Source organism: Clostridium ljungdahlii DSM 13528, from assembly GCF_000143685.1.
Taxonomy (GTDB): domain Bacteria; phylum Bacillota; class Clostridia; order Clostridiales; family Clostridiaceae; genus Clostridium_B; species Clostridium_B ljungdahlii.
The window spans coordinates 4475912-4502637 of the sequence record NC_014328.1 but is presented as its reverse complement, the minus strand read 5'-3'; the positions used below and the strand labels follow the sequence as shown (position 1 = coordinate 4502637).

Sequence of the window (26726 nt, the reverse complement as noted above, 5' to 3'; positions counted from 1 at the left end):
TGTGCTGGAGTGGCGGAACAGGCAGACGCACAGGACTTAAAATCCTGCGGGCTTTAAAACCCGTACCGGTTCGATTCCGGTCTTCAGCACCAATTAATGCCGCGGGGTGGAGCAGCTGGTAGCTCGTCGGGCTCATAACCCGAAGGTCGGAGGTTCAAGTCCTTCCCCCGCAACCACAGAAACTTGCATATATTGCAAGTTTTTTTTAGTTTCTAATTTACTTGCCATTGAAGTTCTTAATAATGGCTAAAGTCTAATCGGGTTACAGTATACCTTTCTAAAATTATCAAAATCACAAACTTATTAACATTGTGGATAAAATAGGATAACTAGTTTTTAGTGTATGTATAAAATAAAAATTATGAAAAAAAAATAAAATTAATGTCCTAAAAAAAATATAGGGGTATCTCACGTTATGACATTTATTTCCAGAAATTACTGCTATAATGTAAGCAGTAATTTTATAAGGTGGGTGGTATTATATGCAATATGGAGCAGAGGTATTTCCTTATCAAAGGACAGAAAAGCTAAAGAATGAAGAAAAAAACCATGAAGCCAGGGATATAACAAAAACAATTCAAATAATATTTTATTTCCTAGCAGGTTTTTTAGTTGGAAGGGTTATGATGGTAAATCTTATGGCACCCTTTGGAATAGCCTTTTTTATATCAATAGCAGAATGTGAAAAACGAAAACCTTCCCTGATTGCTGCGTTGGGAACACTATTAGGGTATATTTCAATGTATGGAAATATTAAATATCTTCCTGTATATTGTATAGTAATTGTAACATTAGCAACTTTAAATCATATATTAAATAACATTAGTGCAAAAAAGAAGTTAGTATTATTATTTTCTGCTGCATTAATAGAGTTTTTTGCTTATAAGTTTTTAATATTGAAATTAACTGTTGGGGTAGCTGCTTTTAATTCTGTTTTTGAAGTTATGTGTATCTTTCCAATATATTTTATTATTAATTATTCTATATTATGCTTAAAAAAATTAAAAACTAGACATTTATACAGCAGTGAGGAAATAATTAGTATGTCTATAACTGCATCTTTGATTATAGCAGGAACTTGGGGAATGAGTATACATGAAGTATCTTTTAGAAATATAATAGCACTAGGTTTTATACTTATATTAGGTTATGTAAAGGGAAGTCCATCGGGGGCAGCCGCTGGTGTAGCCATGGGAACTATAATAGGAGTTACCTCTAGCGATATGATGATATATATTTCAGTTTATGGATTATGTGGACTTATATCAGGTGTGTTTAGGGAAACAGGTAAGTGGATGAGCGGAAGCGCTTATATTATAGGATTTATGGTACTAAAGATGTATTCTAATATAGGAACAGAATTTAAAATAATAGAAATAATTATAAGTTGTTGTATATTTTTTGTAATACCTCAGAAAATATACAAAAAAATAGAAATGGAGTTAGACTGGGAAAAGAAGCAGGAGCATTTAAAAGAAAATTATGCAGGTAAAATCAAATCTATTTTTTCACATAAATTTGATAGCTTTTCTAAAGTACTTAATAACATGTCAGTTGTTTTGGCTAAATTGGCAGATAATGATAAGCTTGCTTTGAAAAATAAAAGTAGTGCACTTATAGAAAATTTGGCAGATAGAGTGTGTTCTGATTGCGATATGAAGCACATGTGTTGGAACAGAGAAGCTTTTTATACTTATAATGCTTTTGCAGAATTAATACAAAATTACGAGGATAACAAAAAACATATGCCAGGGGAACTTCAAAGAAAATGTACTAAAAGAACGGTACTTATAAAAAATACGGAAGAGATTGTAAATAATTATATTGTAAGTGAAATGAGAAAGAACAGACTCAGTGAATGTAGAGAATTACTAGCATCCCAAATAAAGAATATGGGAAAAACTATAGGTGATATAGTAGAAGATTTTAACTTAAATATGAAGTTCAATCCTGAGGTGGAAAATGATATACGAAGAATTCTAAACAAAAGCAACATACATTATAAAGATGTGTTTTGTTTTAATAATAAAAAGGGACACTTAGTTGTAAACTTATCTATGGAAGCTTGCGGCGGCAAACAGGAGTGTGTTAAAAATATACTTCCACTTATAAACAATGTAACTAAAAAATTAATGTGTGTAAGTGAAGACGGATGTAATATAAATTCTTCTATGGATAGCTGTAGTATAACTTTTGAAGAAACGCCTAAATATCATATAGCAGCTTATGTGAGTAGAGTTTGTAAGGATGGTGAAAAATGTAATGGTGACAGTTATAGCTTTGGAAAATTGCCAGATGGAACATATATGACGATTATAAGTGATGGAATGGGTTCAGGCCCTCAGGCAGGACAGGAAAGTAGTGCATCTGTTGAACTTATAAAGGAATTTACAAGTGCGGGTTTCAATAAAATGACAGCTATCAATACGGTAAATTCTATAATGGGTATAAAATTTACTGAAGATGAGAAGTTTTCCACATTAGATTTAAGCAGTGTGGATTTATATAAAGGCGAAGTAGATTTTATGAAAGTAGGAGCAGCGGCTAGTTTTATAAAAAGAGGGGAGGATGTTATAGTAATAAAATCAAAAACACTTCCTATAGGAATATTAGATAAAGTGGACGTGGACATTAGTAATAACAAAATAATGAATGGGGACTTCCTAATAATGGTAAGCGATGGAGTGATTGATTATGAAAGTGAGGCAGCAGGAAATTTATATTGGATGATAGAATTCCTAAAAGAATTAGATTGCACTGATCCTAAGGAAATGTGCAAGAAAATTACTGATAAAGCAAAAGAACTTTCTGGAGGGAAGGCAAAAGATGATATGACAGCAATAGTAGAAAAGGTATACAGCCTTTATTAAAGGAGATAGGTATTATCTTTGAGTATTCAACGTTTACAGTTTAAAAACATTGTGAAGCAAAGCTTTTGAAAATAGCAAAGTTCAAATAACAAAGAACAGATAAAGATGTTTTCCCTCGTACCTCAGGAAATCTATAATTTTAATATTTTCTGACGTTAAGAAGAAAATTATCTTTATTTGATATTTGAACTTTGTACTTTGTTTTTTAAAAATATTATGTCGTAATTTTGTTAGTTTACGCCACTTAGTTTTTAGATTTTTCATAATACTGGCGGATAAAAATCTTCTGAAATTGTGAATTGTGAATTGGTGCTGTAGGCAGTCTAAATATAGCTTTTATGTCATTCTTGCACAAAAAATAATTCATTTATGTTATAATAAATTAGCGTATTGTTTCTAAAATAATAATTTTTAGGAAGTGTTTGTTTTGATAGAATCTGTATTAGATACCATCACAAAAAATAAAATGTTTGATAGAGGAGATAAAGTAATAGTAGCTGTATCGGGAGGACCAGATTCGATATGTCTATTACACATATTGTATGTTTTGAGAGAAAAATTAGACATAACTTTATGTGTAGCTCATGTAAATCACTGTCTGAGAGGAAAAGATGCAGATGGAGACGAAGAATATGTAAAAAAGTTTTGTGAAAATTTGAAGATACAATTTAAAAGCTTAAAAATAGATGTAAATCATGTTTCTCAGGAAGAAGGAATATCTTGTGAGAGTGCTGGAAGAAAAGTAAGATATAGCTTTTTTGAAAAACTTAAAGATGAGTTAAAAGCTCAAAAAATAGCTATAGCCCATAATGCTAATGATCAGGCTGAAACAATTTTAATGAGAATTATGCGGGGTGCAGGGCTGGACGGTTTAGTGGGAATAAGACCTGTAAGAGATAATATATATGTTAGACCTCTGATATGCAGTACTAGAGATGAAATTGAAAAATACTGCAGCTTAAATAATCTTAATCCTAGAATTGATAAAACTAATTTAGAAACTTTATATTCTAGGAATAAAATAAGGTTACAACTTATACCATATATACAGGAGAACTTTAATAAAGATATAATTAAAGTATTAAATAGATTTTCTGATACAATAAAAATAGATAATGAATATTTAAGCTATATTTCACAAGAAAAATTTAAAAAACATTGTGACATAAAGGGAGAAAAGGTTATAATATCTAAAGAGGCATTCTTAGAAAAGGAAGCAATATTAAGTAGGATAATAAGAATGTCCTTAAAAATTGTAACTGGAAACTTAAAAGATTTTGAAAGAATTCATATTCTAAATATAATAGAAGTTCAAAAACATTCTACAGGTAAGGAACAGATGCTTCCCAATAATGTATTGGTTTTAAACGACTATGGAAATATTATAATAAGTAAAAATACAAAAAAAGCTGTATCAGATTATAAAAAGCAGTATATACTGCAAGTTGGATGCAATAATATCTCCCCAATTAAATCTACCGTGTACATAGAGCTAGTTGAAGCTAAAGAATATATACATTGTAAGAAAAATAAGTTCGTACAGTATTTTGATTATGATAAGATAGAAGGAGATGTTACATTACGAAATAGGAGAGAAGGGGATAAGTTTATACCACTTGGAATGACTGGAAGTAAGAAATTAAAAGACCTGTTTATAGATTTAAAAGTATCAAAAGATAAAAGAAATGATATTCCTATCATATGTTTTGGAGACAAAATTGGATGGATTGTTGGATATAGAATAAGCGAACTTTTTAAAGTTGATAAGAATACTAGAAATATTTTAGCTATAAAATTTGAAAGTGAGGAACTAGGAAAGCATGACCAACATTAGTGAAGATATCAAGGAAGTACTACTTGATGAAGGTAAGATTAAAAAGAAAGTTAAGGAAATAGGGAAAAGAATAAGTCAGGATTATGATGGAAAAGATTTGCTCCTTGTAGGTATTCTGAAAGGATCTGTCCCATTTATGGCAGATTTGCTTAAAGAAATAACTATTCCATGTAGCATGGATTTTATGGCAGTTTCAAGCTATGGAAATTCTACGAAAAGCTCAGGTGTTGTTAGAATTTTAAAAGATTTAGATTTTGAAATAGAGAATAAGCACATATTAATAGTAGAAGATATCATAGATTCAGGCATAACCTTAGCCTATCTTGTGGATTACTTGAAGGGAAGAAAAGCTAAGAGTGTAGAAATAGCATGTCTTTTAAATAAAGCCGATAGAAGAAAGGTTAGCGTCAATGCAAAATACATAGGATTTGAAGTGCCTGATTATTTTTTAGTAGGATATGGCCTAGACTATGCAGAAAAGTATAGAAATTTCCCATATGTTGGGATATTAAAAGAAGAAATTTACAAATAATTAGTAATAAATTTTATTGTAAAGGAATTTTAATTATGATACAATTTTACAGTATAAAACTAGAAAGAGAGGGGGGCCTTTAATGAAAAAATTTTCAAGTGCAACGGCCTGGGCAGTAGTTTTTATATTAGTGATAGTTGCAGCATTGTTGCTGGTAAGAACTGGTGAAAGTTCAACATCTATTAGTTTTAATGATTTTCAGAAGTATTGGTTAAGTAATGATGTAAAAAGTTTTCAGCTTAGAGAAGATAAAATGACAGTTCAAGGTAGTTTAAAAAATGGAACAGCATATGAGACTGTAGTCCCATCTGAAAGATTATTTCAATTTATAGGTCAGCATCCTAAAGATGGTGAAGTTCAAGAAATGTATGCTAAACCTGCAACAATACCTATGTGGGTACAATATTTACCAACGGTTCTTTTAATACTTATGCTTGTAGCATTTTGGTTTATGTTTATGCAGCAATCACAAGGTGGCGGTGGAAATCGTAATGTGATGAATTTTGGAAAGAGCAGAGCTAAAATGGCCACGCCAGACAATAATAAGAAGAAAGTTACTTTTGCAGACGTTGCAGGAGCAGAAGAGGAAAAAGCAGAATTAGCAGAAATAGTAGACTTTTTAAAACAACCTAAAAGATATATAGAAATGGGAGCTAGGATACCTAAAGGAGTTTTACTTGTAGGACCTCCAGGAACAGGAAAAACTCTTCTTGCTAAAGCTATATCTGGTGAAGCTGGAGTACCGTTTTTTAGTATATCTGGTTCAGATTTTGTGGAAATGTTTGTTGGTGTAGGAGCTTCTAGAGTTAGAGACTTATTTGATCAAGCCAAAAAAAATTCACCTTGTATAGTTTTTATAGATGAAATAGATGCAGTTGGAAGACAAAGAGGCGCTGGACTTGGCGGAGGACATGATGAAAGAGAACAGACCTTGAATCAACTCTTAGTTGAAATGGATGGATTTGGAGTCAATGAAGGAATAATCATGATAGCTGCTACAAATAGACCTGATATATTAGACCCTGCACTTTTAAGACCTGGAAGATTTGATAGGCAAATACTTGTAGGTGCACCTGATGTTAAGGGAAGAGAAGAAATACTTAAAGTTCACTCTAAAAATAAGCATTTATCAGATGAAGTTAAGTTAGATGTATTAGCTAAAAGAACACCTGGATTTACAGGTGCAGATCTGGAAAATCTTATGAATGAATCTGCACTTTTAGCAGTTAGAAAGAGTAAAACACTAATTGGTATGGATGAGCTAGAAGAAGCAGTAACTAGAGTAATAGCAGGACCTGAAAAAAAGAGTAGGGTAATTGATGAGGAAGATAGAAAGCTTACAGCATATCACGAGGCAGGTCATGCTGTTGTTATGAAACTTTTACCTAATTCAGATCCCGTTCATCAGATAAGTATAATACCTAGAGGAATGGCAGGAGGATATACCATGCACCTTCCTGAGAAGGACAGTTCTTATATGTCAAAGTCAAAACTGGAAGATGAAATTGTGGGTCTTCTAGGAGGAAGAGTAGCAGAAAAATTGATTATAGGCGATATAAGTACTGGAGCCAAAAATGATATTGAAAGAGCTACAACTATAGCTAAAAAAATGGTAATGGATTATGGTATGAGTGATTTAGGTCCTATTGCATTTGGATCAGGACATGATGAGGTATTCTTAGGTAGAGATTTAGGCAAGGGTAGAAACTTTAGTGAAGAAGTAGCTTTTGAGATAGATAAGGAAATAAGGAAATTAATAGATGAAAGTTATGATAAAGCAGAAAAGCTTCTTTCAGATAACTTAAATAAGCTTCATGCAGTAGCAAAACAGCTTTTAGAAAAAGAAAAACTTGAAGCAAATGAATTTGAAGAAATATTTGCTCAAGCCTAATTGAATATATTTAAGTAGAGAGTTCCTGTGATAGTATGCAGGGACTTTTTCTATATTACCACTACTTGTGCTAATACTCCTATGTATACTATAAAAGTGACTATCCCAAAGTTGTAGAACCTTTGGAGTATATGATTTTCTTTAAAGTGGATGATAGCAATTTAATCTTGACAAATAAAATTTTATTGATACAATTAAATTATTATTTTGACTTAAATTGATGTTTTATAGGGGCAGCTACAAAGCTGCTCCTTAATTGTGTATATCATGGGATTAATCATTATTATTTCGATTTAGAAGGGTGGTGTTGTTTAATGATTCTAGTTCTAGATGCAGGAAATACTAACATTGTTTTAGGAGTATATGATGAAAATAAACTTATTTCAGTATGTAGATTGTCTACAGATTCTAAAAGGACAGCAGATGAATATGGAATTCAAGTAATGGAACTTTTCTTACATGAAAAACTGGATCCTTCAGATATAAAAGGAGTTATCATATCCTCTGTAGTTCCAAATATAATGTACTCATTAGAGCATATGATAATGATATATTTTGGAATAGTTCCAATTATAGTTGGACCTGGAGTAAAAACTGGAATAAATGTGAAGTATGATAACCCAAGAGAAGTAGGGGCAGATAGAATAGTGAATGCTGTAGCAGCTCATGAAATGTATAATAGATCTATAATTATAATAGATTTTGGTACAGCTACTACATTTTGTGCAGTTACTGCAAAGGGAGATTATTTAGGGGGAGTAATATGCCCTGGAATAAAAATATCTGCAGATGCTTTAGTTGAAAAGGCAGCTAAACTTCCAAGAGTGGAAATAACCAAGCCTCAAAAAGTAATATGCAAAAACACAGTTGCTAGTATGCAATCTGGCATAGTGTATGGTTATATAGGTCAGGTGGATTATATAGTTGGGAAAATGAAAAAAGAAATGATAGATTTAGGAGAAGATGAACCTTTTGTAATAGCTACAGGTGGCCTTGCTAAACTGATAAATGAGGAGTCAAAGTCTATAGATAAAATAGATTCTATATTGACATTAACGGGACTTAAGATAATCTATGACAAAAATAAAGAGTAGGTGCTTTGATGAAAATAGGAAATTTTGAATTGAAAGATAATGTGGTTTTAGCTCCTATGGCTGGAGTTACAGATAGGGCTTTTAGAGAATTGTGCATAGAGATGAAGTGCGGATTTACCTATACAGAAATGATAAGTGCCAAAGCTCTTTTCTATGATAGTGATAGAACTAAACAGATGCTCAAAGTGTCTTCTATAGAAAAGCCTTTAGGTGTTCAAATATTTGGAAGTGATCCACTTATAATGGCTAAAGTTTGTGATTTTTTTAATTGCAATGAAGATATCGCCATTATAGATATAAACATGGGGTGTCCTGCTCCTAAAATAGTAAAAAATGGAGAAGGATCTGCACTTATGAAAAATTCTTCTCTTGCTTCTCAAATAGTAAAAGAAGTGAAAAAAGCTTCTGCAAAACCGGTTACTGTAAAAATGAGAATAGGATTTGACTTTGATAATATAAATGTAGTGGACTTTGCTCAAATTATGGAACAATCAGGAGCTGATGCTGTGACTGTTCATGGTAGAACTAGCACACAGATGTATAATGGCAGTGCAAATTGGGATATAATAAGTCAAGTAAAGAAAAAGGTCAACATTCCTGTAATCGGAAATGGAGATGTATTTACAGCAGAAGATGCAATTAGACTGTTTAATAATACAGGATGCGATGGGGTAATGGTTGGAAGAGGTTCTATGGGAAATCCGTGGATATTTAAACAGATATGTGAAATCAGAAATCATCAACCAGTTATATTTCCAAGTCCTTTAGAAAAAATAAATTTGTGTATGGAACACTATAGAAGGGCAATATATTATAATGGTGAAGATAGGGCTGTAAGAGAAATGAGAAAGCATATAGCATGGTATATAAAAGGACTAAAAAATAGTAAAGAGATAAAAGATAAAATAAATTGTGAAAAAAAGAGTGAAAATGTATTTAAAATTTTAAATGAATATAAATCTTTGCTGTAATTTTTAATAGAATAGGGGAATAGGATATTACTGTAAGCAATGTAACAGGAAGAAAAGTGTGAAATCGATTTTATATACTACACCGCAAAAAATTAGATTCTATAATGACAGTAGCTTTTGGGGAAAAATTAAGGATAGATTTAGGTTAAAATTGAAGGAAAAAATCTTTATAAAAGAACTAAAATTAGAAATAAAAAATGTTAAATTTCCGCCAAATATTAATATAGAGTCTTATAATAGTAACATTCTAAGGGCGAAAAAGATATCAAGGATAAGAGATATGGAACTAGCTCCTAAAGTATATAGATATTTAGATTATAATTTATACAATAAATTTCAAAGGGAACTAATGGCTTTTAGTATTATAAAGAGTTTAAAAATTATACTTAGAATTAAGAAAAAGAGTATAAGACATAGTTGCATAGTTGTTTATGATGCTTCAGAGAGAATTTTATTTGATACTATATGCTATTTGGCTAAAGAAGCTAAAAATATAATATTACTTTCTAGAGATATTATGAAAACTAATGATATTGGACAATATATTATTGCTAACTATGGAGTAACTCCCATAATTACATCTGATATGAAGTTTTCTTTTGAAAGTGCAGATTTTGTAATAAGTTCTAAGAATATCACTGTAAAGAGTGATGCATATGTATGGTATATAGATAATAGTTATATACCCAGTAATGGAGGCGTAATAGTGAACGATGTTGGTTATAAAGTTCCATGGGATTGTAAGTACAATGGAGTATCTTTTGAACTTTTAGGGTCCATACTTTGTCAAATGAATGAAAAAAATGTGGAAAAATCTTTATCCTATAATGGAATATTTCTTGATAAAATAAAATTTAATGAGGATATGCTAGTTTTATAATCTAGAAGAAATTGTAATATGAAAATTCAATTTTCAAAATGTTGACATTATAATAGTGCTGTTTTATAATTACTTAAATAATAATTAGTATGAGTAAAAGAGAGCACGTTGATGGCTAATAGGGTTATCTATAAGAATTTTAGATAAATTGTTAAAAGGGGATAGTTAAATGAGTGGATCAAAAAAATATGTAATGACCTATGAAGGAATAACAAAGCTTGAGGATGAATTAGAATATTTAAAAACAGCTAAAAGAAGAGAAATTATGGAAAAGATTAAAGTAGCACTTTCTTTTGGAGATTTAAGTGAAAATTCAGAGTATGATAGTGCTAAAAATGAACAAGCATTTGTAGAAGGAAGAATAGTACAACTTGAAAATATGCTAAAAAATGCTACTATAGTAGATGAAGAAGAAATTCCGCCAGGAGTAGTAGGCATAGGATCTATTGTAAAAGTTAGGGACTATGATTTTAATGAGGAAGTAGAATATTTGATTGTAGGTTCTGCAGAAGCGGATCCAATTAACAATAAAATATCCAATGAATCTCCAGTAGGTAAAGGACTTGTAGGTAAAAAAGCTGGAGATATAGTTGAAGTACAGGTTCCAGATGGAGTTAGTAAGTACGAGATACTTAGTATAAGAAGATAATTGGAGGGTAACATTGATGTCAAAAGACGAAAAGAAATTACATGCACTAGAAGAAAAGTCTAATGAGCTCATTAGGGAGAGACTGCAAAAATTTGAAGACCTTAAAGAAGCAGGAAAAGATCCTTTTGACGTATATAAAGTAGAAAGGACACATACTTCAAAAGAAGTAAAGGACAACTATGATACTTTAGAAGGTAAAGATGTAACTGTAGCAGGAAGGCTTATTTCGAAAAGAGTTCATGGAAAAGCTGGATTTTCCGATTTGTATGATAGATATGGAAAGATACAGTTATATATAAGGATAAACGATGTAGGTGAAGAGAAATTAAAAGAGTACAAATCCTATGATATTGGTGATATTTTATCTGTAACTGGTAGGGTATTTAAAACTAAAACAGAAGAAATATCAATTCATATTACAGATTTTGAACTGGTAGCTAAGTCTCTCAAACCGCTTCCAGAAAAATGGCATGGCTTAAAAGATCCAGATTTGAGATATAGGCAGAGATATGTGGATTTAATAATAAACAGTGACGTTAGAGATACTTTCTTGAAGAGAACTGCCATAATAAAGTCAATAAGAGAATTCCTAGATAATAAGGACTACATAGAAGTGGAGACTCCAATACTTTCGTCAATAGCTGGAGGAGCTGCAGCAAAACCTTTTACAACCCATCATAATGCACTTGATATAGATATGTATTTGAGAATTGCTACAGAACTATATCTTAAAAGACTTATAGTTGGTGGTTTTGAAAAAGTATATGAAATAGGTAAATGCTTTAGAAATGAAGGTATGGATATAAGGCACAATCCAGAATACACATCTATTGAATTATATGAAGCTTTTGCAGATTATAACGATATGATGGAAATTACTGAAAATATGATAGCCTATGTATGTGAGAAAGTCCTTGGTACTACAAAGGTAGTTTATGAAGATACGGAAATAGACTTTAAGCCACCATGGAATAGAATTACTATGGTAGAAGCAGTTAAAAAATTTGCAAATGTAGATTTTGATGAAGTGAAAGACGATGAAGAAGCTAGAGAAATTGCTAAAGGAAAACATATTGAATTAAAGAAGGAACTGAAGGATTGTTCAAAGGGTGATATATTGGATGCTATGTTTGAAGAATTTTGCGAAGAAAAGTTTATTCAACCTACTTTTGTAATGGATTATCCTGTAGAAATATCACCTCTTACTAAAAAGAAAAGAGGAAATCCTAAGTTTACGGAAAGATTCGAAGGATTTATATTTGGAAGAGAAATATGTAATGCATATTCAGAACTAAATGATCCTATAGTGCAGAGAGAAAGATTTATGCAGCAGCTAAAAGAAAGAGAACTAGGTGATGATGAGGCATATATGATGGATGAAGATTTCTTAAATGCACTTGAGATAGGCATGCCTCCAACTGGAGGTTTGGGAATAGGAGTAGATAGACTTGTAATGTTCCTTACGAATGCCACTTCAATAAGGGATGTTATATTATTTCCTACAATGAAGCCAAATCAACAGCAGTAAGTATATAACTTGTTTGAAGACCTAAGGAAATTTCAGTTAAAATCCATAGGTCTTCAAAATGTTTTTACATAAAAAATAAAAAAATGTTGCATTTTTAAAATCCCATGATATAATATTATATGTAAGTTATTCCGTGGTAGCTCAATGGTTGAGCATTCGGCTGTTAACCGAAGGGTTGGAGGTTCGAGCCCTCTCCACGGAGCCATTTCATTTTTTGTAATATTTAAAGACTTATTATTTACATTTAAAGATAATAGGATAAGATGAAAACTATATAGAAAAAATTAATATATGCTGTGATAAAGAATAGTATTAATGTAAATCTCTACAGAGAAGTTGTGGATGGTGTAAACAACTGGGATTTTATTTATGAAGGAACTTTTGAGCTAACTATGTATTTAAAGATGAGCTTGTGCTAAAGAGGGTGGAACCGCGGAAATAAAATTCGTCCCTTATGTGGCAGGTTCTTTTTTTATATTTTAAAATCCCAATTTAATGTTTAATAATAAGTAATGAATTAAAATAGAAAGGGGAAAAAATAATGTCTTTTGAAAAAACTATGGATAAAGTAGTAGCTTTAGCTAAAAGTAGAGGATTTGTATATCCTGGGTCAGATATATATGGGGGCCTTGCTAATACATGGGATTATGGCCCTATTGGAGTAGAACTAAAAAATAACGTAAAGAAAGTTTGGTGGCAAAAGTTTGTTCATGAAAGTGAACATAATGTAGGAATAGACTGTGCCATACTTATGAATAATGAAGTTTGGGTAGCTTCAGGTCATGTGGGGAACTTTTCTGATCCACTTATGGATTGTAAAGAATGCAAGGCTAGGTTTAGAGCTGATAAGTTGGTAGAAGAACATATGACAGCACAAGGAGTAGAAAAGGCTAGTGCTGATGGATGGAGCAATGAAAAATTAGAGAAATACATAGACGACAACAATATTGTTTGCCCTAGCTGTGGAAAGAAGAATTTTACTGATATCAGACAATTTAATCTTATGTTTAAAACATTTCAAGGAGTTACAGAGGATTCAAAATCAGAAATATATCTGAGACCTGAAACTGCACAGGGGATATTCGTAAATTTTAAAAATGTTCAAAGAACAAGTAGAAAAAAGATACCTTTTGGAATAGCACAAATAGGTAAATCTTTTAGAAATGAAATAACTCCAGGAAACTTTACTTTTAGAACTAGAGAATTTGAACAGATGGAACTTGAATTTTTCTGTAAACCGGGAACTGACTTAGAATGGCATGATTATTGGAAAAAGTATTGCTGGAATTTCTTATTGAGTCTTGGAATAAAAGAAGAAAATATAAGATTTAGAGATCATGATAAGGAGGAACTTTCCCATTATAGTAATGCCACTTCTGATATTGAATATTTATTTCCATTTGGATGGGGCGAGCTTTGGGGTGTAGCAGATAGAACGGATTATGATTTAAAACAGCATCAAGAGCATTCTGGTAAGGATATGACTTATTTAGATACGGTAACTAAGGAAAAATATATACCATACTGTATAGAACCTTCTGTAGGAGCTGATAGAGCTGTACTTGCATTTTTAGTTGATGCATATGATGAAGAAGAATTAGAAGGAGGAGATGTAAGGACAGTACTACATTTTCACCCTGCTATAGCTCCATTTAAAGCAGCTATTTTACCTCTTAGTAAAAAGTTATCAGAAAAAGCTTTAGAAGTATACAACATTTTAAGAAAAGATTTTAATGTGGAGTATGATGATGCAGGAAGTATAGGTAAGAGATATAGAAGAGAAGATGAAATTGGAACGCCTTATTGTATAACAGTAGATTTTGATACAATGGATGACAATACTGTTACTGTAAGAGATAGGGATACCATGGAGCAGTTTAGAATAAAAATAGAAGAATTATCGGCATTTATACAAGAAAAAGTGCAGTTTTAAAGTGCAGTTTTAGTAAAAAGGTGTCATATAAATTTGAGAAAATTTATATGACACCTTTTGTTATTCTGCGGTTATTTGTTCGGAATAGCAGTACTCTATATTTTTTATTAAAAAAATTTACCGAATCAAAAGATCCGGTAAATTAGGGTTTAATCATGGGGATATGTTATATGTTTAATTAAAACTTGGGGAATTATATTAATGTTTCCTTACGGCACGAATATAGTATAACATAACACAATAATAATTTTCAATAGAGTCATATAAAGTCATTAAATTAAATATTTTCTCACAATTTAGACTTTAATAGTATATTAGGGCGAATAAGCTAAATATTGTTTAAGATCTATACCGTCGGAGTTATTCTAGTACGATATATCTACTTCATACAAATTTATAGAAAATTATGTTATGATATAAGCGTGATTATAATTAGCAGATTTATTTTTGGAGGTTTTTTTAATGAAGGAAGATTTTGATAACTTTAAAAAGTTTATAAAGAATAAAAAGACGGCAGTAGTTGGAATAGGAATAAGTAATAGACCTTTAATTAATTTTTTATTGGGACTAGGTGCACAGGTAAGTGCTTTTGATAAAAAAGATGAAGGGGAACTTGGTGAAGTTGCCAAGGAATTAAAAAAGCGAGGAGTGAATTTAGTATTAGGCAAAAATTATCTCGAATATTTAGATAATTTTGATGTAATATTTAAGACTCCCTCTATGAGAATAGATAGTCCTGCACTTGTAAAAGCTAAACAAAATGGGGCATATGTAACTTCAGAAATGGAAGAGTTTATTAAATATTGTCCTGCTAAGATATATGGAGTAACTGGCAGTGATGGGAAAACTACAACTACTACGCTTATATACAATATGTTAAAGGAACAGGGATATAAAAGTTGGGTTGGCGGAAATATAGGTGCCCCATTATTTTCCAGGATAGAAGAAATAGATCCTGAGGATAAGGTAGTTCTTGAACTTTCAAGCTTTCAACTTATGGGTATGGATGTATCACCAGAGGTAGCTGTGATTACTAATATAAGTCCAAATCATCTTGATATTCATAAGGATATGGAAGAGTATGTGAATGCAAAAAAAAGTATATTTAAGTATCAAGGAAACCAGGATGTGGTCATTCTTAATAGAGATAATGAGTGTACTAATGCTATGGTAAAAGAAGCTAAAGGAAAAGTAAGACAGTTTAGTATTGAAGAAGAATTAACTTCTGGTGGATATTTAAAGGGAGACATTTTATGTATTGATGGGAAAAAAGTATGCAAGATAAGTGAGGTTAAACTTAGAGGAATGCATAATGTTGCAAATTTGCTTACTGCATTTTCTGCAATTAAAGAGGATGTTTCTGTAGATAATATGAAAAAAGTTGCTACTACATTTGAGGGAGTAGAGCATAGGTGTGAATTTGTAAGAGAATTAGATGGAGTTAAATATTATAATGATTCTATTGCCTCTAGCCCTACAAGAACATTGGCAGGATTAAGAGCTTTTGATAAACCTGTAATATTAATAGCAGGTGGATATGATAAAAAGATACCTTTTGATGTTTTGGCGGAGGAAGGATATTCAAAAATAAAAACTTTAATACTTATGGGAGCTACAAAAGATAAAATTAAAAAATCATTTGAGAAACTTAAGTGTGAAAAGGGAATTGACGTGCCTATAGTATCTGTAGATTCACTAACAGACGCAGTAAATGTTGCTAAAGAGTTATCAACTAATGGTGATATTGTGACTTTTTCACCTGCATGTGCTAGTTTTGATATGTTCCCTAATTTTGAAGTTAGGGGCAATGCGTTTAAGGATATAATAAATAATTTTTAGAATACATGAGAAGAGAAGTTGTTATAAAGAAGCAATTTCTCTTTTTTTGCCAAATTTATTGTAATAACGTTTCCTCGTGTATCGGTATGTGAATATTAAAGATTTTTATAGAAATTTATAGTATTATTTAGATAAATGATGCATATAATATGTAAGTATATAAAAGAAAATTGTAGGTATGGTATTATATCAACTGTTGTCACGTAAATAAGTCACACAGTTTGTTGAAAGTAAATTAAAAAATGTGTTGACAAAGAAAAAAATACATGATAAACTATAAAAGCTGTCGAAGTGAGGCAGCAAAATGATCCTTGAAAATTAAACAGAGGAAGATATAAGTACAACTTATTTAGAATAAACCAGCAATTCTTTTGAGCTGCGAGAGCAGCTAAAAAAGTAATTTCGTAATAAGAAGAGTCAATACAAACTTTTAAATTAAGAGTTTGATCCTGGCTCAGGACGAACGCTGGCGGCGTGCTTAACACATGCAAGTCGAGCGATGAAGCTCCTTCGGGAGTGGATTAGCGGCGGACGGGTGAGTAACACGTGGGTAACCTACCTCAAAGAGGGGGATAGCCTCCCGAAAGGGAGATTAATACCGCATAATAATCAGTTTTCACATGGAGACTGATTTAAAGGAGTAATCCGCTTTGAGATGGACCTGCGGCGCATTAGCTAGTTGGTAGGGTAACGGCCTACCAAGGCGACGATGCGTAGCCGACCTGAGAGGGTGATCGGCCACATTGGAACTGAGAGACGGTCCAGACTCCTACGGGAGGCAGCAGTGGGGAATATTGCACAATGGGCGAAAGCCTGATGCAGCAACGCCGCGTGAGTGAAGAAGGTTTTCGGATTGTAAAGCTCTGTCTTTGGGGACGATAATGACGGTACCCAAGGAGGAAGCCACGGCTAACTACGTGCCAGCAGCCGCGGTAATACGTAGGTGGCGAGCGTTGTCCGGAATTACTGGGCGTAAAGAGTGCGTAGGCGGATATTTAAGTGAGATGTGAAATACCCGGGCTTAACCCGGGCACTGCATTTCAAACTGGATATCTAGAGTGCGGGAGAGGAGAATGGAATTCCTAGTGTAGCGGTGAAATGCGTAGAGATTAGGAAGAACACCAGTGGCGAAGGCGATTCTCTGGACCGTAACTGACGCTGAGGCACGAAAGCGTGGGTAGCAAACAGGATTAGATACCCTGGTAGTCCACGCCGTAAACGATGAGTACTAGGTGTAGGAGGTATCGACCCCTTCTGTGCCGCAGTAAACACAATAAGTACTCCGCCTGGGAAGTACGATCGCAAGATTAAAACTCAAAGGAATTGACGGGGGCCCGCACAAGCAGCGGAGCATGTGGTTTAATTCGAAGCAACGCGAAGAACCTTACCTGGACTTGACATACCCTGAATATCTTAGAGATAAGAGAAGCCCTTCGGGGCAGGGATACAGGTGGTGCATGGTTGTCGTCAGCTCGTGTCGTGAGATGTTAGGTTAAGTCCTGCAACGAGCGCAACCCCTGTTGTTAGTTGCTAACATTTAGTTGAGCACTCTAGCAAGACTGCCGCGGTTAACGCGGAGGAAGGTGGGGATGACGTCAAATCATCATGCCCCTTATGTCCAGGGCAACACACGTGCTACAATGGGCAGTACAGAGAGAAGCAAGACCGCAAGGTGGAGCAAACCTCAAAAACTGCCCCCAGTTCGGATTGCAGGCTGAAACTCGCCTACATGAAGTTGGAGTTGCTAGTAATCGCGAATCAGAATGTCGCGGTGAATACGTTCCCGGGCCTTGTACACACCGCCCGTCACACCATGAGAGCTGGCAACACCCGAAGTCCGTAGTCTAACTTAGGAGGACGCGGCCGAAGGTGGGGTTAGTAATTGGGGTGAAGTCGTAACAAGGTAGCCGTAGGAGAACCTGCGGCTGGATCACCTCCTTTCTAGGGAGTCGAAAGATAGAGTATAATCTATCTTATAAATTGATGGTTTAAGTAAGTTAGAAAGTCTACTCTGTTTAATTTTGAAGGATCAGATAGATTCTTCTTTCAGTTTACAAGCAATTAGGAATGTAAATTGAAAAATTGTCCTTTGAAAATTGCACAGTAAATAAGAAATAAAGTAAAGCTAAGGTTATAATATAACCTTTGTAGAATAAACTTTAATATCATTTTAAAGATTTAAGATGATACAAAGAAAATTGCTAATAGCAATTTTCGACAATAAAGGTCAAGCTACAAAGGGCGCATGGAGGATGCCTTGGCACCAGGAGCCTAAGAAGGACGCGATAAGCTGCGAAAAGCTCTGGGTAGGCGCAAATAGCCAGAGAACCAGAGATATCCGAATGGGGAAACCCACCTAGACAACGCTAGGTACTGCAAACTGAATACATAGGTTTGTAGAGGCAAACCCGGGGAACTGAAACATCTAAGTACCCGGAGGAAGAGAAAGAAACATCGATTTCCTAAGTAGCGGCGAGCGAAAGGGAAAGAGCCCAAACCAGGAACTTGTTCCTGGGGTTGCGGATAGGTCATAAAAACTGTGAAGTGTTAATTGAAGAGAGCTGGAAGGCTCCGCCGGAGAAGGTAAAAGCCCTGTAAATGAAAACAAAGAGCAGTCAGATCTAATCCAGAGTACCACGAGACACGAGAAACCTTGTGGGAAACAGGGAGGACCACCTCCCAAGGCTAAATACTACCTGGTGACCGATAGAGAAGGAGTACCGTGAGGGAAAGGTGAAAAGAACCCCGGGAGGGGAGTGAAATAGAACCTGAAACCGTGTGTCCACAAACAGTCGAAGTACGTAAAGTACGACGGCGTGCTTTTTGTAGAACGAGCCAGCGAGTTACGATATGCAGCAAGGTTAAGTACTTAAGGTACGGAGCCGGAGGGAAACCGAGTCTGAAAAGGGCGAAAAGTTGTATGTTGTAGACCCGAAACCGAGTGACCTATCCATGGCCAGGTTGAAGCGGAAGTAAAATTCCGTGGAGGACCGAACCACGTTGGTGTTGAAAAACCATGGGATGAGCTGTGGATAGCGGAGAAATTCCAATCGAACTCGGAGATAGCTGGTTCTCCTCGAAATAGCTTTAGGGCTAGCGTCGGAAATGAGTAATGGAGGTAGAGCACTGAATGGGGTAGGGGCTGACAACAGTTACTGAACCTTATCAAACTCCGAATGCCATATACTTGAATTCCGGCAGTCAGACTGCGAATGATAAGATCCGTGGTCAAAAGGGAAACAGCCCAGACCACCAGCTAAGGTCCCAAAGTGTAAGTTAAGTGGGAAAGGATGTGTGATTTCTAAGACAACTAGGATGTTGGCTCAGAAGCAGCCACTCATTTAAAGAGTGCGTAATAGCTCACTAGTCAAGAGATCATGCGCCGAAAATGTCCGGGGCTAAAACTTACCACCGAAGCTGTGGACTCGAAAGAGTGGTAGAGGAGCATCCTGTATGAGTAGAAGTCGTACCGGAAGGAACGGTGGATTGTACAGGAGAGAGAATGCTGGCATAAGTAGCGAGAAATAAGTGAGAATCTTATTGGTCGAAAACCTAAGGTTTCCTGGGGAAGGTTCGTCCGCCCAGGGTAAGTCGGGACCTAAGCCGAGGCCGAAAGGCGTAGGTGATGGACAATCGGTTGAAATTCCGATACCGCATAAAAGCGTTTGACAAAAGGGATGACGCAGGAGGATAAGGTGTGCATACAAATGGATGTATGTCTAAGCATCGAGTCAGGTATACCAGGAAAATCCGGTATATCAATGATGAGGTGTTATGGGGAACCCGCAAGGGGAAGTACCTGATTTCACGCTGCCGAGAAAAGTCTCTATGGAGTTTTTATGTGCCCGTACCGCAAACCGACACAGGTAGGTGAGGAGAGAATCCTAAGACCATCGGAAGAATTGTTGTTAAGGAACTAGGCAAATTAACCCCGTAACTTAGGGAGAAGGGGAGCCACGCAAGTGGCCGCAGAGAAAAGGCTCAAGCAACTGTTTATCAAAAACACAGGTTTCTGCTAAAGCGAAAGCTGAAGTATAGGAGCTGACGCCTGCCCGGTGCTGGAAGGTTAAGGGGAAGACTTAGCGCAAGCGAAGGTCAGAACTTAAGCCCCAGTAAACGGCGGCCGTAACTATAACGGTCCTAAGGTAGCGAAATTCCTTGTCGGGTAAGTTCCGACCCGCACGAATGGCGTAATGATTTGAGCACTGTCTCGACAACAAATCCGGCGAAATTGAAGTGCAAGTGAAGATGCTTGCTACCCGCGATTGGACGGAAAGACCCCGTAGAGCTTTACTGCAGTTTAGCACTGAATTTCGGTATTGTCTGTACAGGATAGGTGGGAGACTAGGAAGTAGTGGCGCCAGCCATTACCGAGTCGATGTTGGGATACCACCCTGATAGTACTGGAATTCTAACCGGGCTCCATGAAACTGGAGACGGGACAATGTTAGGCGGGCAGTTTGACTGGGGCGGTCGCCTCCTAAAAAGTAACGGAGGCGTACAAAGGTTCCCTCAGAAGGGTTAGAAATTCTTCGAAGAGTGCAAAGGCAGAAGGGAGCTTGACTGCGACACAAACAGGTGGAGCAGGGACGAAAGTCGGGCTTAGTGATCCGGTGGTACCTCGTGGGAGGGCCATCGCTCAACGGATAAAAGCTACCTCGGGGATAACAGGCTGATCTCCCCCAAGAGTTCACATCGACGGGGAGGTTTGGCACCTCGATGTCGGCTCGTCGCATCCTGGGGCTGAAGTAGGTCCCAAGGGTTGGGCTGTTCGCCCATTAAAGCGGCACGCGAGCTGGGTTCAGAACGTCGTGAGACAGTTCGGTCCCTATCCGTCGCGGGCGCAGGAAATTTGAGAGGAGCTGTCCTTAGTACGAGAGGACCGGGATGGACCGACCGCTGGTGAACCAGTTGTTCCGCCAGGAGCATAGCTGGGTAGCCAAGTTGGGAAGGGATAAACGCTGAAAGCATCTAAGTGTGAAGCCCACCTCAAGATAAGATTTCCCATAGCGTAAGCTAGTAAGACCCCTCGAAGAACACGAGGAGATAGGTCAGAGGTGTAAGCAGGGCAACTTGTTAAGCTGACTGATACTAATAGGTCGAGGGCTTGACCAAATAAAAACGAAAGAAAAAAAGTTTACTGTGCAATTTTGAGAGGACAAAGTTCTTCTTTAACTATAAAATTTTTATAGTTAAATTCATGTTTAGTATTGACAGTTGTTTAAAAGCACTGTATAATATAAAACTGTGATAAGAAAATATCTGGTGGTAATGACGTGAAGGTAACACCCCTTTCCATACCGAACAGGAAGGTTAAGCTTCAGGGTGCCGATGGTACTGCAGGGGAGGCTCTGTGGGAGAATAGGTCGCTGCCAGGTAATAAGGATCTTTAGCTCAGTTGGTTAGAGCAACCGGCTCATAACCGGTGGGTCCGGGGTTCGAGTCCCTGAAGGTCCACCATGCGGGGGTATAGCTCAGCTGGGAGAGCATCTGCCTTGCACGCAGAGGGTCAAGAGTTCGAATCTCTTTATCTCCACCAAAACGAGTAACATTTTGTTACTCGTTTTTTAAAGAAATACACTGCATAGATTGTTCCGTGGTAGCTCAATGGTTGAGCATTCGGCTGTTAACCGAAGGGTTGGAGGTTCGAGCCCTCTCCACGGAGCCATTTTTATTTTTTGAATTTATTTAATTAAAATAGATTAGTAAAAATAAACCAAAGGTAGCTCACCTTTGGTTTATTTTTTATGAAGTGCATATTTTAGGTACTTGTTTTCATAGATAATAATATAAAAGTAAAATTATTTTGAAAATTTAATTAATTGTAGGAGGAATTTTAATTAGCAAATAGAATATATAATTAATCGAAAAGTAAGGGGAGGGATTGCTTATGAAAAAATATTCAGTAAATAATTTAAGAAATGTAGGATTTATTGGGCATAGCGGTTCTGGTAAAACTACATTAACAGAAGCAATACTTTATTACACAAAAGTTATTGATAGGTTTGGAAGAATTGAAGATGGAAGTACTGTTAGTGATTACGATATTGAAGAAAAAAAGAGAAAAATATCCATAGCTTCATCTTTAGCTTCTTGTGAATGGAAAAATACAAAGATAAATTTAGTTGATATGCCAGGATATTTTGACTTTATAGGAGAGACTATGGAAGGACTGAGGGCAATTGATGTAGCTATAATTGTTTTATCAAGTGTATCTGGAATTCAAGTGGGAGCTGAGAAATCTTGGAGTGGTGTCAATAAAAGTAAACTTCCTAGAGCTTTTTATATAAATAAGTTGGATAGAGAAAATTCAAATTTTGATAAAACATTGGCAGAATTAAAAGAAAAGTTTGGTATGTCTGTAGTACCAATTCAATATCCTATAGGAACGGAAAATAATTTTAAAGGAATTGTAAACGTTATTTCAGGAAAAGCTAAAATAATGAATAATAAGAACATAGCAGAGGAAACTACTATACCAAAAGATATTTTGGATAAAATCACAAAATGTAGAGATATGGTTATGGAAGCTGTGGCAGAAACAGATGAGGAACTTTTAGATAAATATTTTAGTGAGGGTACTTTAAGTGATGAGGACATTTACAAAGGATTAGTAAGAGGCTGTTCAAGAGGTGAAATTGCACCTGTAATGTGCGGATCTGCTGTAAATGGGATAGGAATAGATACTTTATTAGAAGATATAATCCAATGTTTCCCATCTCCTGAAACTTCAGAGGTAATTGATGTTAATTTAGAACAAAAATCACAGGTTGTAGTTAAAGTAGATGAAAAAAGTCCATTTTCAGCTTTTATTTTTAAAACTATAGCTGACCCTTTTGTAGGTAAGTTATCTCTATTTAGAGTTATGACTGGTAAGCTTAAATCAGATATGACAGTATATAATGTAAAAAAAGATAAAAGTGAAAAAATAGGAACCTTATATTTTTTAAAGGGAAAACAGCAGATACCTGTATCGGAAATAGGAGCTGGAGATTTGGGTGCTGTTGCTAAACTACAATTTGCCAGCACAGGGGATACCTTATGTGATCCATCGTCTTTGGTCGTATTTAAAGATATTGAATTTCCAGAACCAGTAATTTCGATGGCCATGCTACCTAAATCTAAAAATGATGAGGATAAAATATTTAATGGATTAAGTAAATTGTTAGAGGAAGATCCTACTTTTAAGATATCTAGAGATATAGAAAATGCAGAGACTATAATTTCTGGACAGGGTGAAGTTCATATTGACGTGATATCATCTAAATTAAAGTCTAAATTTGGGACGGATGTTATTCTGAGAGAACCAAAAGTACATTATAGAGAAACAATAAGGAAAACCTCAGATGTACAGGGCAAACACAAAAAGCAATCAGGAGGACATGGACAGTATGGAGATGTAAAAATCAAGTTTGAGCCAAGAAATGATAATGAAGATGATTTAGAATTTGTGGATAAAGTAGTAGGGGGAGTAGTTCCAAGACAGTATATACCGGCAGTTGAAAAAGGGCTTAGAGAATGTATTAGTCATGGGGTTTTAGCTGGATACCCTATAATAAGGATAAAAGCTACATTACATGATGGATCATATCATCCAGTAGACTCTTCAGAAATGGCTTTTAAGGTAGCAGCATCTTTAGCCTATAAGAAAGGAATTTTAGAAGCTGATCCTGTATTATTAGAACCAATTTTACATGTAGAAGTATGTGTCCCTGAAGAGTATATGGGAGATATAATTGGGAATATAAATAAACGAAGAGGTAGAGTACTGGGAATGGAAACTTCCGGCAAGAATCAGATAATAATAGCTGAAGTACCTGAAGCAGAAATGTTTAAATATGCTACAGATTTAAGGTCCATGACTCAAGCTAGAGGAAGTTTCAATATGAAATTTGAAAGATATGAAGAAGTCCCAGATGTTCAAGCAAATAAGATAATAGAAAGCAAAAATAAAATAAAAGTTAGGCAAGAATAAATTTCAGCCTCAATAGAATATAATTCTATTGAGGCTTTTTAAAACTAAATATTGTGTATATTTTAATTCACTACAATGAATAATAATTTTATTAATCATTAGATGAACTTTTCAATTAAGGAGAGATTATATGTCTGAATATAAAATGAGCATAAAAGGTAAAATTACTTTAGAGGATTATAGTAGTATATATGATTATATAGCAATAGTAAATAAAAATGATAAATTAACTATAGTTGTAGATAGCAATGAAAATGAAAATGTAGAGATAGTATGCAATATGTTAAAAAATAAGTATTTTACTGTTAATCCAAATAGGCCCTGTGATGGAGGAAAGTATTGTATAAAAGCATTTAAGAATGAGGATTAAATTATTCTACAGGGTGACTATTCTTATTTAACACATATAAACAGTATACAATAGTATGTATTAGAAAAATGGAGAAAATAGTATTTGAACTTAGTATTTATGTATAAAACAAATATATTTAGTGAAATATAGAAGTTGAATAAAACCTAAATTAATAATATTATTAATTTAAGGTCAAAGAAAGTCAAAGTCAAGAAGGTGGTAAATTGGCAAGATTATCAGATATAATAGAAGACTTTATAAAAGAAATGCTTAATAATAGTGAGGAGACTAAACTTCAAATTGGCAGAAACGAACTAGCTAATTATTTTAGCTGTGCGCCCTCCCAGATAAATTATGTATTGACTACTAGATTTACTATGGATAAAGGTTACTACATAGAAAGCAAGAGGGGCGGCGGCGGATGTATAATTATACGAAAAGTAGAATTTGACTGTAATGAGAATTTACTTAAAAGTATAATAGAAAAAATAGGGGATACCATAACATACAATACTGCTGCACAGCTTATAGAAACGCTACTTGAAGAGCAAGTTATAACGGAAAGAGAAAACATAATATTAAAGACTATAATAAATGATAGGACACTAAATATTGCATTGAATAATAAAAATAAATTGAGGGCAGATATATTAAAATCAATTATAGTAGTTATATTTAGAAGCCCTAAATTTGGTATGAATAGATAGATAAATATATGATATAATATTTATTGTATTAAATTACATTAAATGTTAATCATATATGCATAGGAGTGATGATATGATTTGTGATATATGTAAGAAGAATGAAGCTACAGTTCATATAACAAAAATAATAAATGGTTCCAAGCAGGATATTAATTTATGTGAAAAATGTGCTATGGAAAAGGGAGAACTTAATTTTGTACCTCAAATAGACTTTGTTTCTCCATTTGGATTCCAAAATATTTTAAGTGGAATCATGGATTATATGACAAGTGGCAATAATGAAGAACATAAAACCTTTGATATATCTTGTAAAACTTGTGGTACATCTTATAGTGAATTTAAAAAAACAGGTCTTTTAGGATGCAGTGAGTGCTATAAAAATTTTAGTAATATTTTAGGACCTGTAATTAAGAGGGTTCAAGCAAATTTAGGTCATACAGGTAAAATACCTAAAAATCAGGGAAAAAGTATTATTGAAAGAAATAAGCTTTTGAAGTTAAAGTCAGATCTTCAAAAGGCAGTATCCTTAGAGGAGTATGAAAAAGCAGCAACTATAAGAGATGCTATAAAAGAAATTGAGAAACAAGTTCATGTGAGCAACGAAAATAGGAAGGAGGGTTAACTTTGAATAATTGGACGACTACTTGTGATGACAGCAACGGCGGTTTGGTAATAAGTAGCAGGATAAGATTAGCTAGAAATTTGGCTGAAGTTCCATTTCCACATAAATTAAATGAAGAAAAAAGCAAAGAGGTAATCAAACTAGTAGAGAATGCTTTTTATACACCTTCTAGTAATAAGGACACATTTAAGACCAATTATTTGTGGGAAGAAACTGATAATGAGAAGCGAAATTATCTGGAAAAGCACCTTATAAGCAAAAATTTGATAGATAACAGCCACAAATCTGCTTTTATACTAGATAATCAGCAGACTATAAGTATTATGATAAATGAAGAAGATCATATTAGAATTCAATGTATAACAGCAGGGTTAAATTTAGAAGAAGTGTATAATGTAAGTGATAAAATAGATGATTTATTGGAAGGAAATTTAAAGTATGCATTTGATGAAAAGTTAGGTTATCTTACAGCATGTCCTACTAATATAGGAACGGGACTTAGAGCTTCTGTTATGCTGCATTTGCCAGCACTTTCTTTAAACAATCAGATGAATGGATTTTTAAATGCATTATCTCAAGTTGGAATGACTGTTAGAGGATTGTATGGTGAAGGTTCAAAGGCCATAGGGAATATATATCAAATTTCCAATCAGGTTACTTTAGGTAGAAGCGAAGAGGAAATACTGAGCAATTTAAAAGCTGTAGTTGTTCAGGTAACAAATGAAGAAAAGGCTTCTAGAGAAAATCTTATGAAAAAATTTAAATATGAGGTAGAAGATAAAATTTACAGAGCATTGGGTATATTAAAATCAGCAGTGATTTTAAATGTAAATGAATGTTTCAAACTTTTGTCTGATGTAAGATTAGGCGTTGAAATGGGAATAATTAAGAATATAAGCAAGGCAACTTTGAATAATCTTTTAGTAAGTACACAGCCTGCTACAATACAAGATGGAAATGAGAAAATTTTATCAGCCATTGAAATGAATCTTAATAGGGCAAAAATTGTAAAAGAAAAATTAAATATTGATAAAGTTCAATAAGAAGGA

General features: G+C 34.4%; 16 protein-coding genes, 6 tRNA genes, 3 rRNA genes and 1 other annotated feature. All 25 genes read left to right on the top strand.

All coding sequences use genetic code 11. The annotated features are described in order from the left end of the window. Window positions 1–3: 3 nt before the first annotated feature. A tRNA-Leu gene (locus CLJU_RS20485) sits at window positions 4–92 on the top strand. Between the two features lie 8 nt (window positions 93–100). Then, a tRNA-Met gene (locus CLJU_RS20480) sits at window positions 101–176 on the top strand. A gap of 306 nt (window positions 177–482) precedes the next feature. After that, window positions 483–2870 (top strand): stage II sporulation protein E, encoded by a 2388-nt coding sequence (gene spoIIE / locus CLJU_RS20475; protein ID WP_013240733.1) that lies wholly within the window; start codon window positions 483–485, stop codon window positions 2868–2870. A 427-nt stretch (window positions 2871–3297) separates the two neighbouring features. Then, the gene (gene tilS / locus CLJU_RS20470; RefSeq protein ID WP_013240732.1) at window positions 3298–4704 is read left to right on the top strand and encodes a tRNA lysidine(34) synthetase TilS; all 1407 of its coding nucleotides are present in this window, start codon (window positions 3298–3300) and stop codon (window positions 4702–4704) included. Further along, window positions 4691–5236 (top strand): hypoxanthine phosphoribosyltransferase, encoded by a 546-nt coding sequence (hpt, locus tag CLJU_RS20465; RefSeq protein WP_013240731.1) that lies wholly within the window; start codon window positions 4691–4693, stop codon window positions 5234–5236. Before tilS ends, hpt begins: the two co-directional genes overlap by 14 nt. A gap of 82 nt (window positions 5237–5318) precedes the next feature. Then, on the top strand, window positions 5319–7127 hold the full coding sequence (ftsH, locus tag CLJU_RS20460) for an ATP-dependent zinc metalloprotease FtsH (protein ID WP_013240730.1): 1809 nt from the start codon (window positions 5319–5321) through the stop codon (window positions 7125–7127). A 314-nt stretch (window positions 7128–7441) separates the two neighbouring features. Further along, on the top strand, window positions 7442–8221 hold the full coding sequence (locus CLJU_RS20455; protein ID WP_013240729.1) for a type III pantothenate kinase: 780 nt from the start codon (window positions 7442–7444) through the stop codon (window positions 8219–8221). An 8-nt stretch (window positions 8222–8229) separates the two neighbouring features. Beyond that, window positions 8230–9192 (top strand): tRNA dihydrouridine synthase DusB, encoded by a 963-nt coding sequence (gene dusB / locus CLJU_RS20450; protein ID WP_013240728.1) that lies wholly within the window; start codon window positions 8230–8232, stop codon window positions 9190–9192. A 58-nt stretch (window positions 9193–9250) separates the two neighbouring features. After that, the gene (locus CLJU_RS20445) at window positions 9251–10072 is read left to right on the top strand and encodes a hypothetical protein (RefSeq protein WP_013240727.1); all 822 of its coding nucleotides are present in this window, start codon (window positions 9251–9253) and stop codon (window positions 10070–10072) included. A 169-nt stretch (window positions 10073–10241) separates the two neighbouring features. Beyond that, on the top strand, window positions 10242–10721 hold the full coding sequence (gene greA, locus CLJU_RS20440) for a transcription elongation factor GreA (protein WP_023162488.1): 480 nt from the start codon (window positions 10242–10244) through the stop codon (window positions 10719–10721). A gap of 16 nt (window positions 10722–10737) precedes the next feature. Further along, window positions 10738–12249 (top strand): lysine--tRNA ligase, encoded by a 1512-nt coding sequence (gene lysS / locus CLJU_RS20435; RefSeq protein WP_013240725.1) that lies wholly within the window; start codon window positions 10738–10740, stop codon window positions 12247–12249. 130 nt (window positions 12250–12379) lie between these two features. Then, window positions 12380–12454, top strand: a tRNA-Asn gene (locus CLJU_RS20430). A gap of 82 nt (window positions 12455–12536) precedes the next feature. Further along, window positions 12537–12705 (top strand) — a binding site (T-box leader). Window positions 12706–12790: 85 nt separating this feature from the next. After that, complete coding sequence (locus CLJU_RS20425; protein ID WP_013240724.1) at window positions 12791–14182, top strand: glycine--tRNA ligase; 1392 nt, start codon at window positions 12791–12793, stop codon at window positions 14180–14182. Window positions 14183–14644: 462 nt separating this feature from the next. Next, entirely contained in the window at window positions 14645–16021 is a 1377-nt protein-coding gene (gene murD / locus CLJU_RS20420) for a UDP-N-acetylmuramoyl-L-alanine--D-glutamate ligase (RefSeq protein ID WP_013240723.1), read from the top strand. Window positions 16022–16452: 431 nt separating this feature from the next. Next, window positions 16453–17962, top strand: a 16S ribosomal RNA gene (locus CLJU_RS20415). 284 nt (window positions 17963–18246) lie between these two features. Then, window positions 18247–21136, top strand: a 23S ribosomal RNA gene (locus tag CLJU_RS20410). Window positions 21137–21282: 146 nt separating this feature from the next. Beyond that, window positions 21283–21399 (top strand): 5S ribosomal RNA (gene rrf / locus CLJU_RS20405). Together the 16S, 23S and 5S rRNA genes with 3 tRNA genes alongside form the textbook arrangement of a ribosomal RNA operon. Before the next feature lie 5 nt (window positions 21400–21404). After that, window positions 21405–21481: transfer RNA gene (locus CLJU_RS20400), tRNA-Ile, on the top strand. Between the two features lie 3 nt (window positions 21482–21484). Beyond that, a tRNA-Ala gene (locus CLJU_RS20395) sits at window positions 21485–21560 on the top strand. Window positions 21561–21614: 54 nt separating this feature from the next. Next, window positions 21615–21689: transfer RNA gene (locus CLJU_RS20390), tRNA-Asn, on the top strand. 222 nt (window positions 21690–21911) lie between these two features. Beyond that, window positions 21912–23996, top strand: a complete 2085-nt coding sequence (gene fusA, locus CLJU_RS20385) for an elongation factor G (protein WP_013240722.1) — start codon at window positions 21912–21914, stop codon at window positions 23994–23996. A 130-nt stretch (window positions 23997–24126) separates the two neighbouring features. Beyond that, window positions 24127–24366, top strand: coding sequence for a hypothetical protein (locus tag CLJU_RS20380; protein WP_013240721.1), 240 nt, complete (start codon window positions 24127–24129; stop codon window positions 24364–24366). 206 nt (window positions 24367–24572) lie between these two features. Continuing rightward, window positions 24573–25055: a CtsR family transcriptional regulator gene (locus CLJU_RS20375; RefSeq protein ID WP_013240720.1), complete on the top strand. Its 483-nt coding sequence runs from the start codon at window positions 24573–24575 to the stop codon at window positions 25053–25055. A gap of 73 nt (window positions 25056–25128) precedes the next feature. Beyond that, entirely contained in the window at window positions 25129–25677 is a 549-nt protein-coding gene (locus tag CLJU_RS20370) for a UvrB/UvrC motif-containing protein (RefSeq protein WP_013240719.1), read from the top strand. A gap of 2 nt (window positions 25678–25679) precedes the next feature. Beyond that, window positions 25680–26720: a protein arginine kinase gene (locus tag CLJU_RS20365; RefSeq protein ID WP_013240718.1), complete on the top strand. Its 1041-nt coding sequence runs from the start codon at window positions 25680–25682 to the stop codon at window positions 26718–26720. The last annotated feature ends 6 nt before the right edge of the window (window positions 26721–26726 follow it).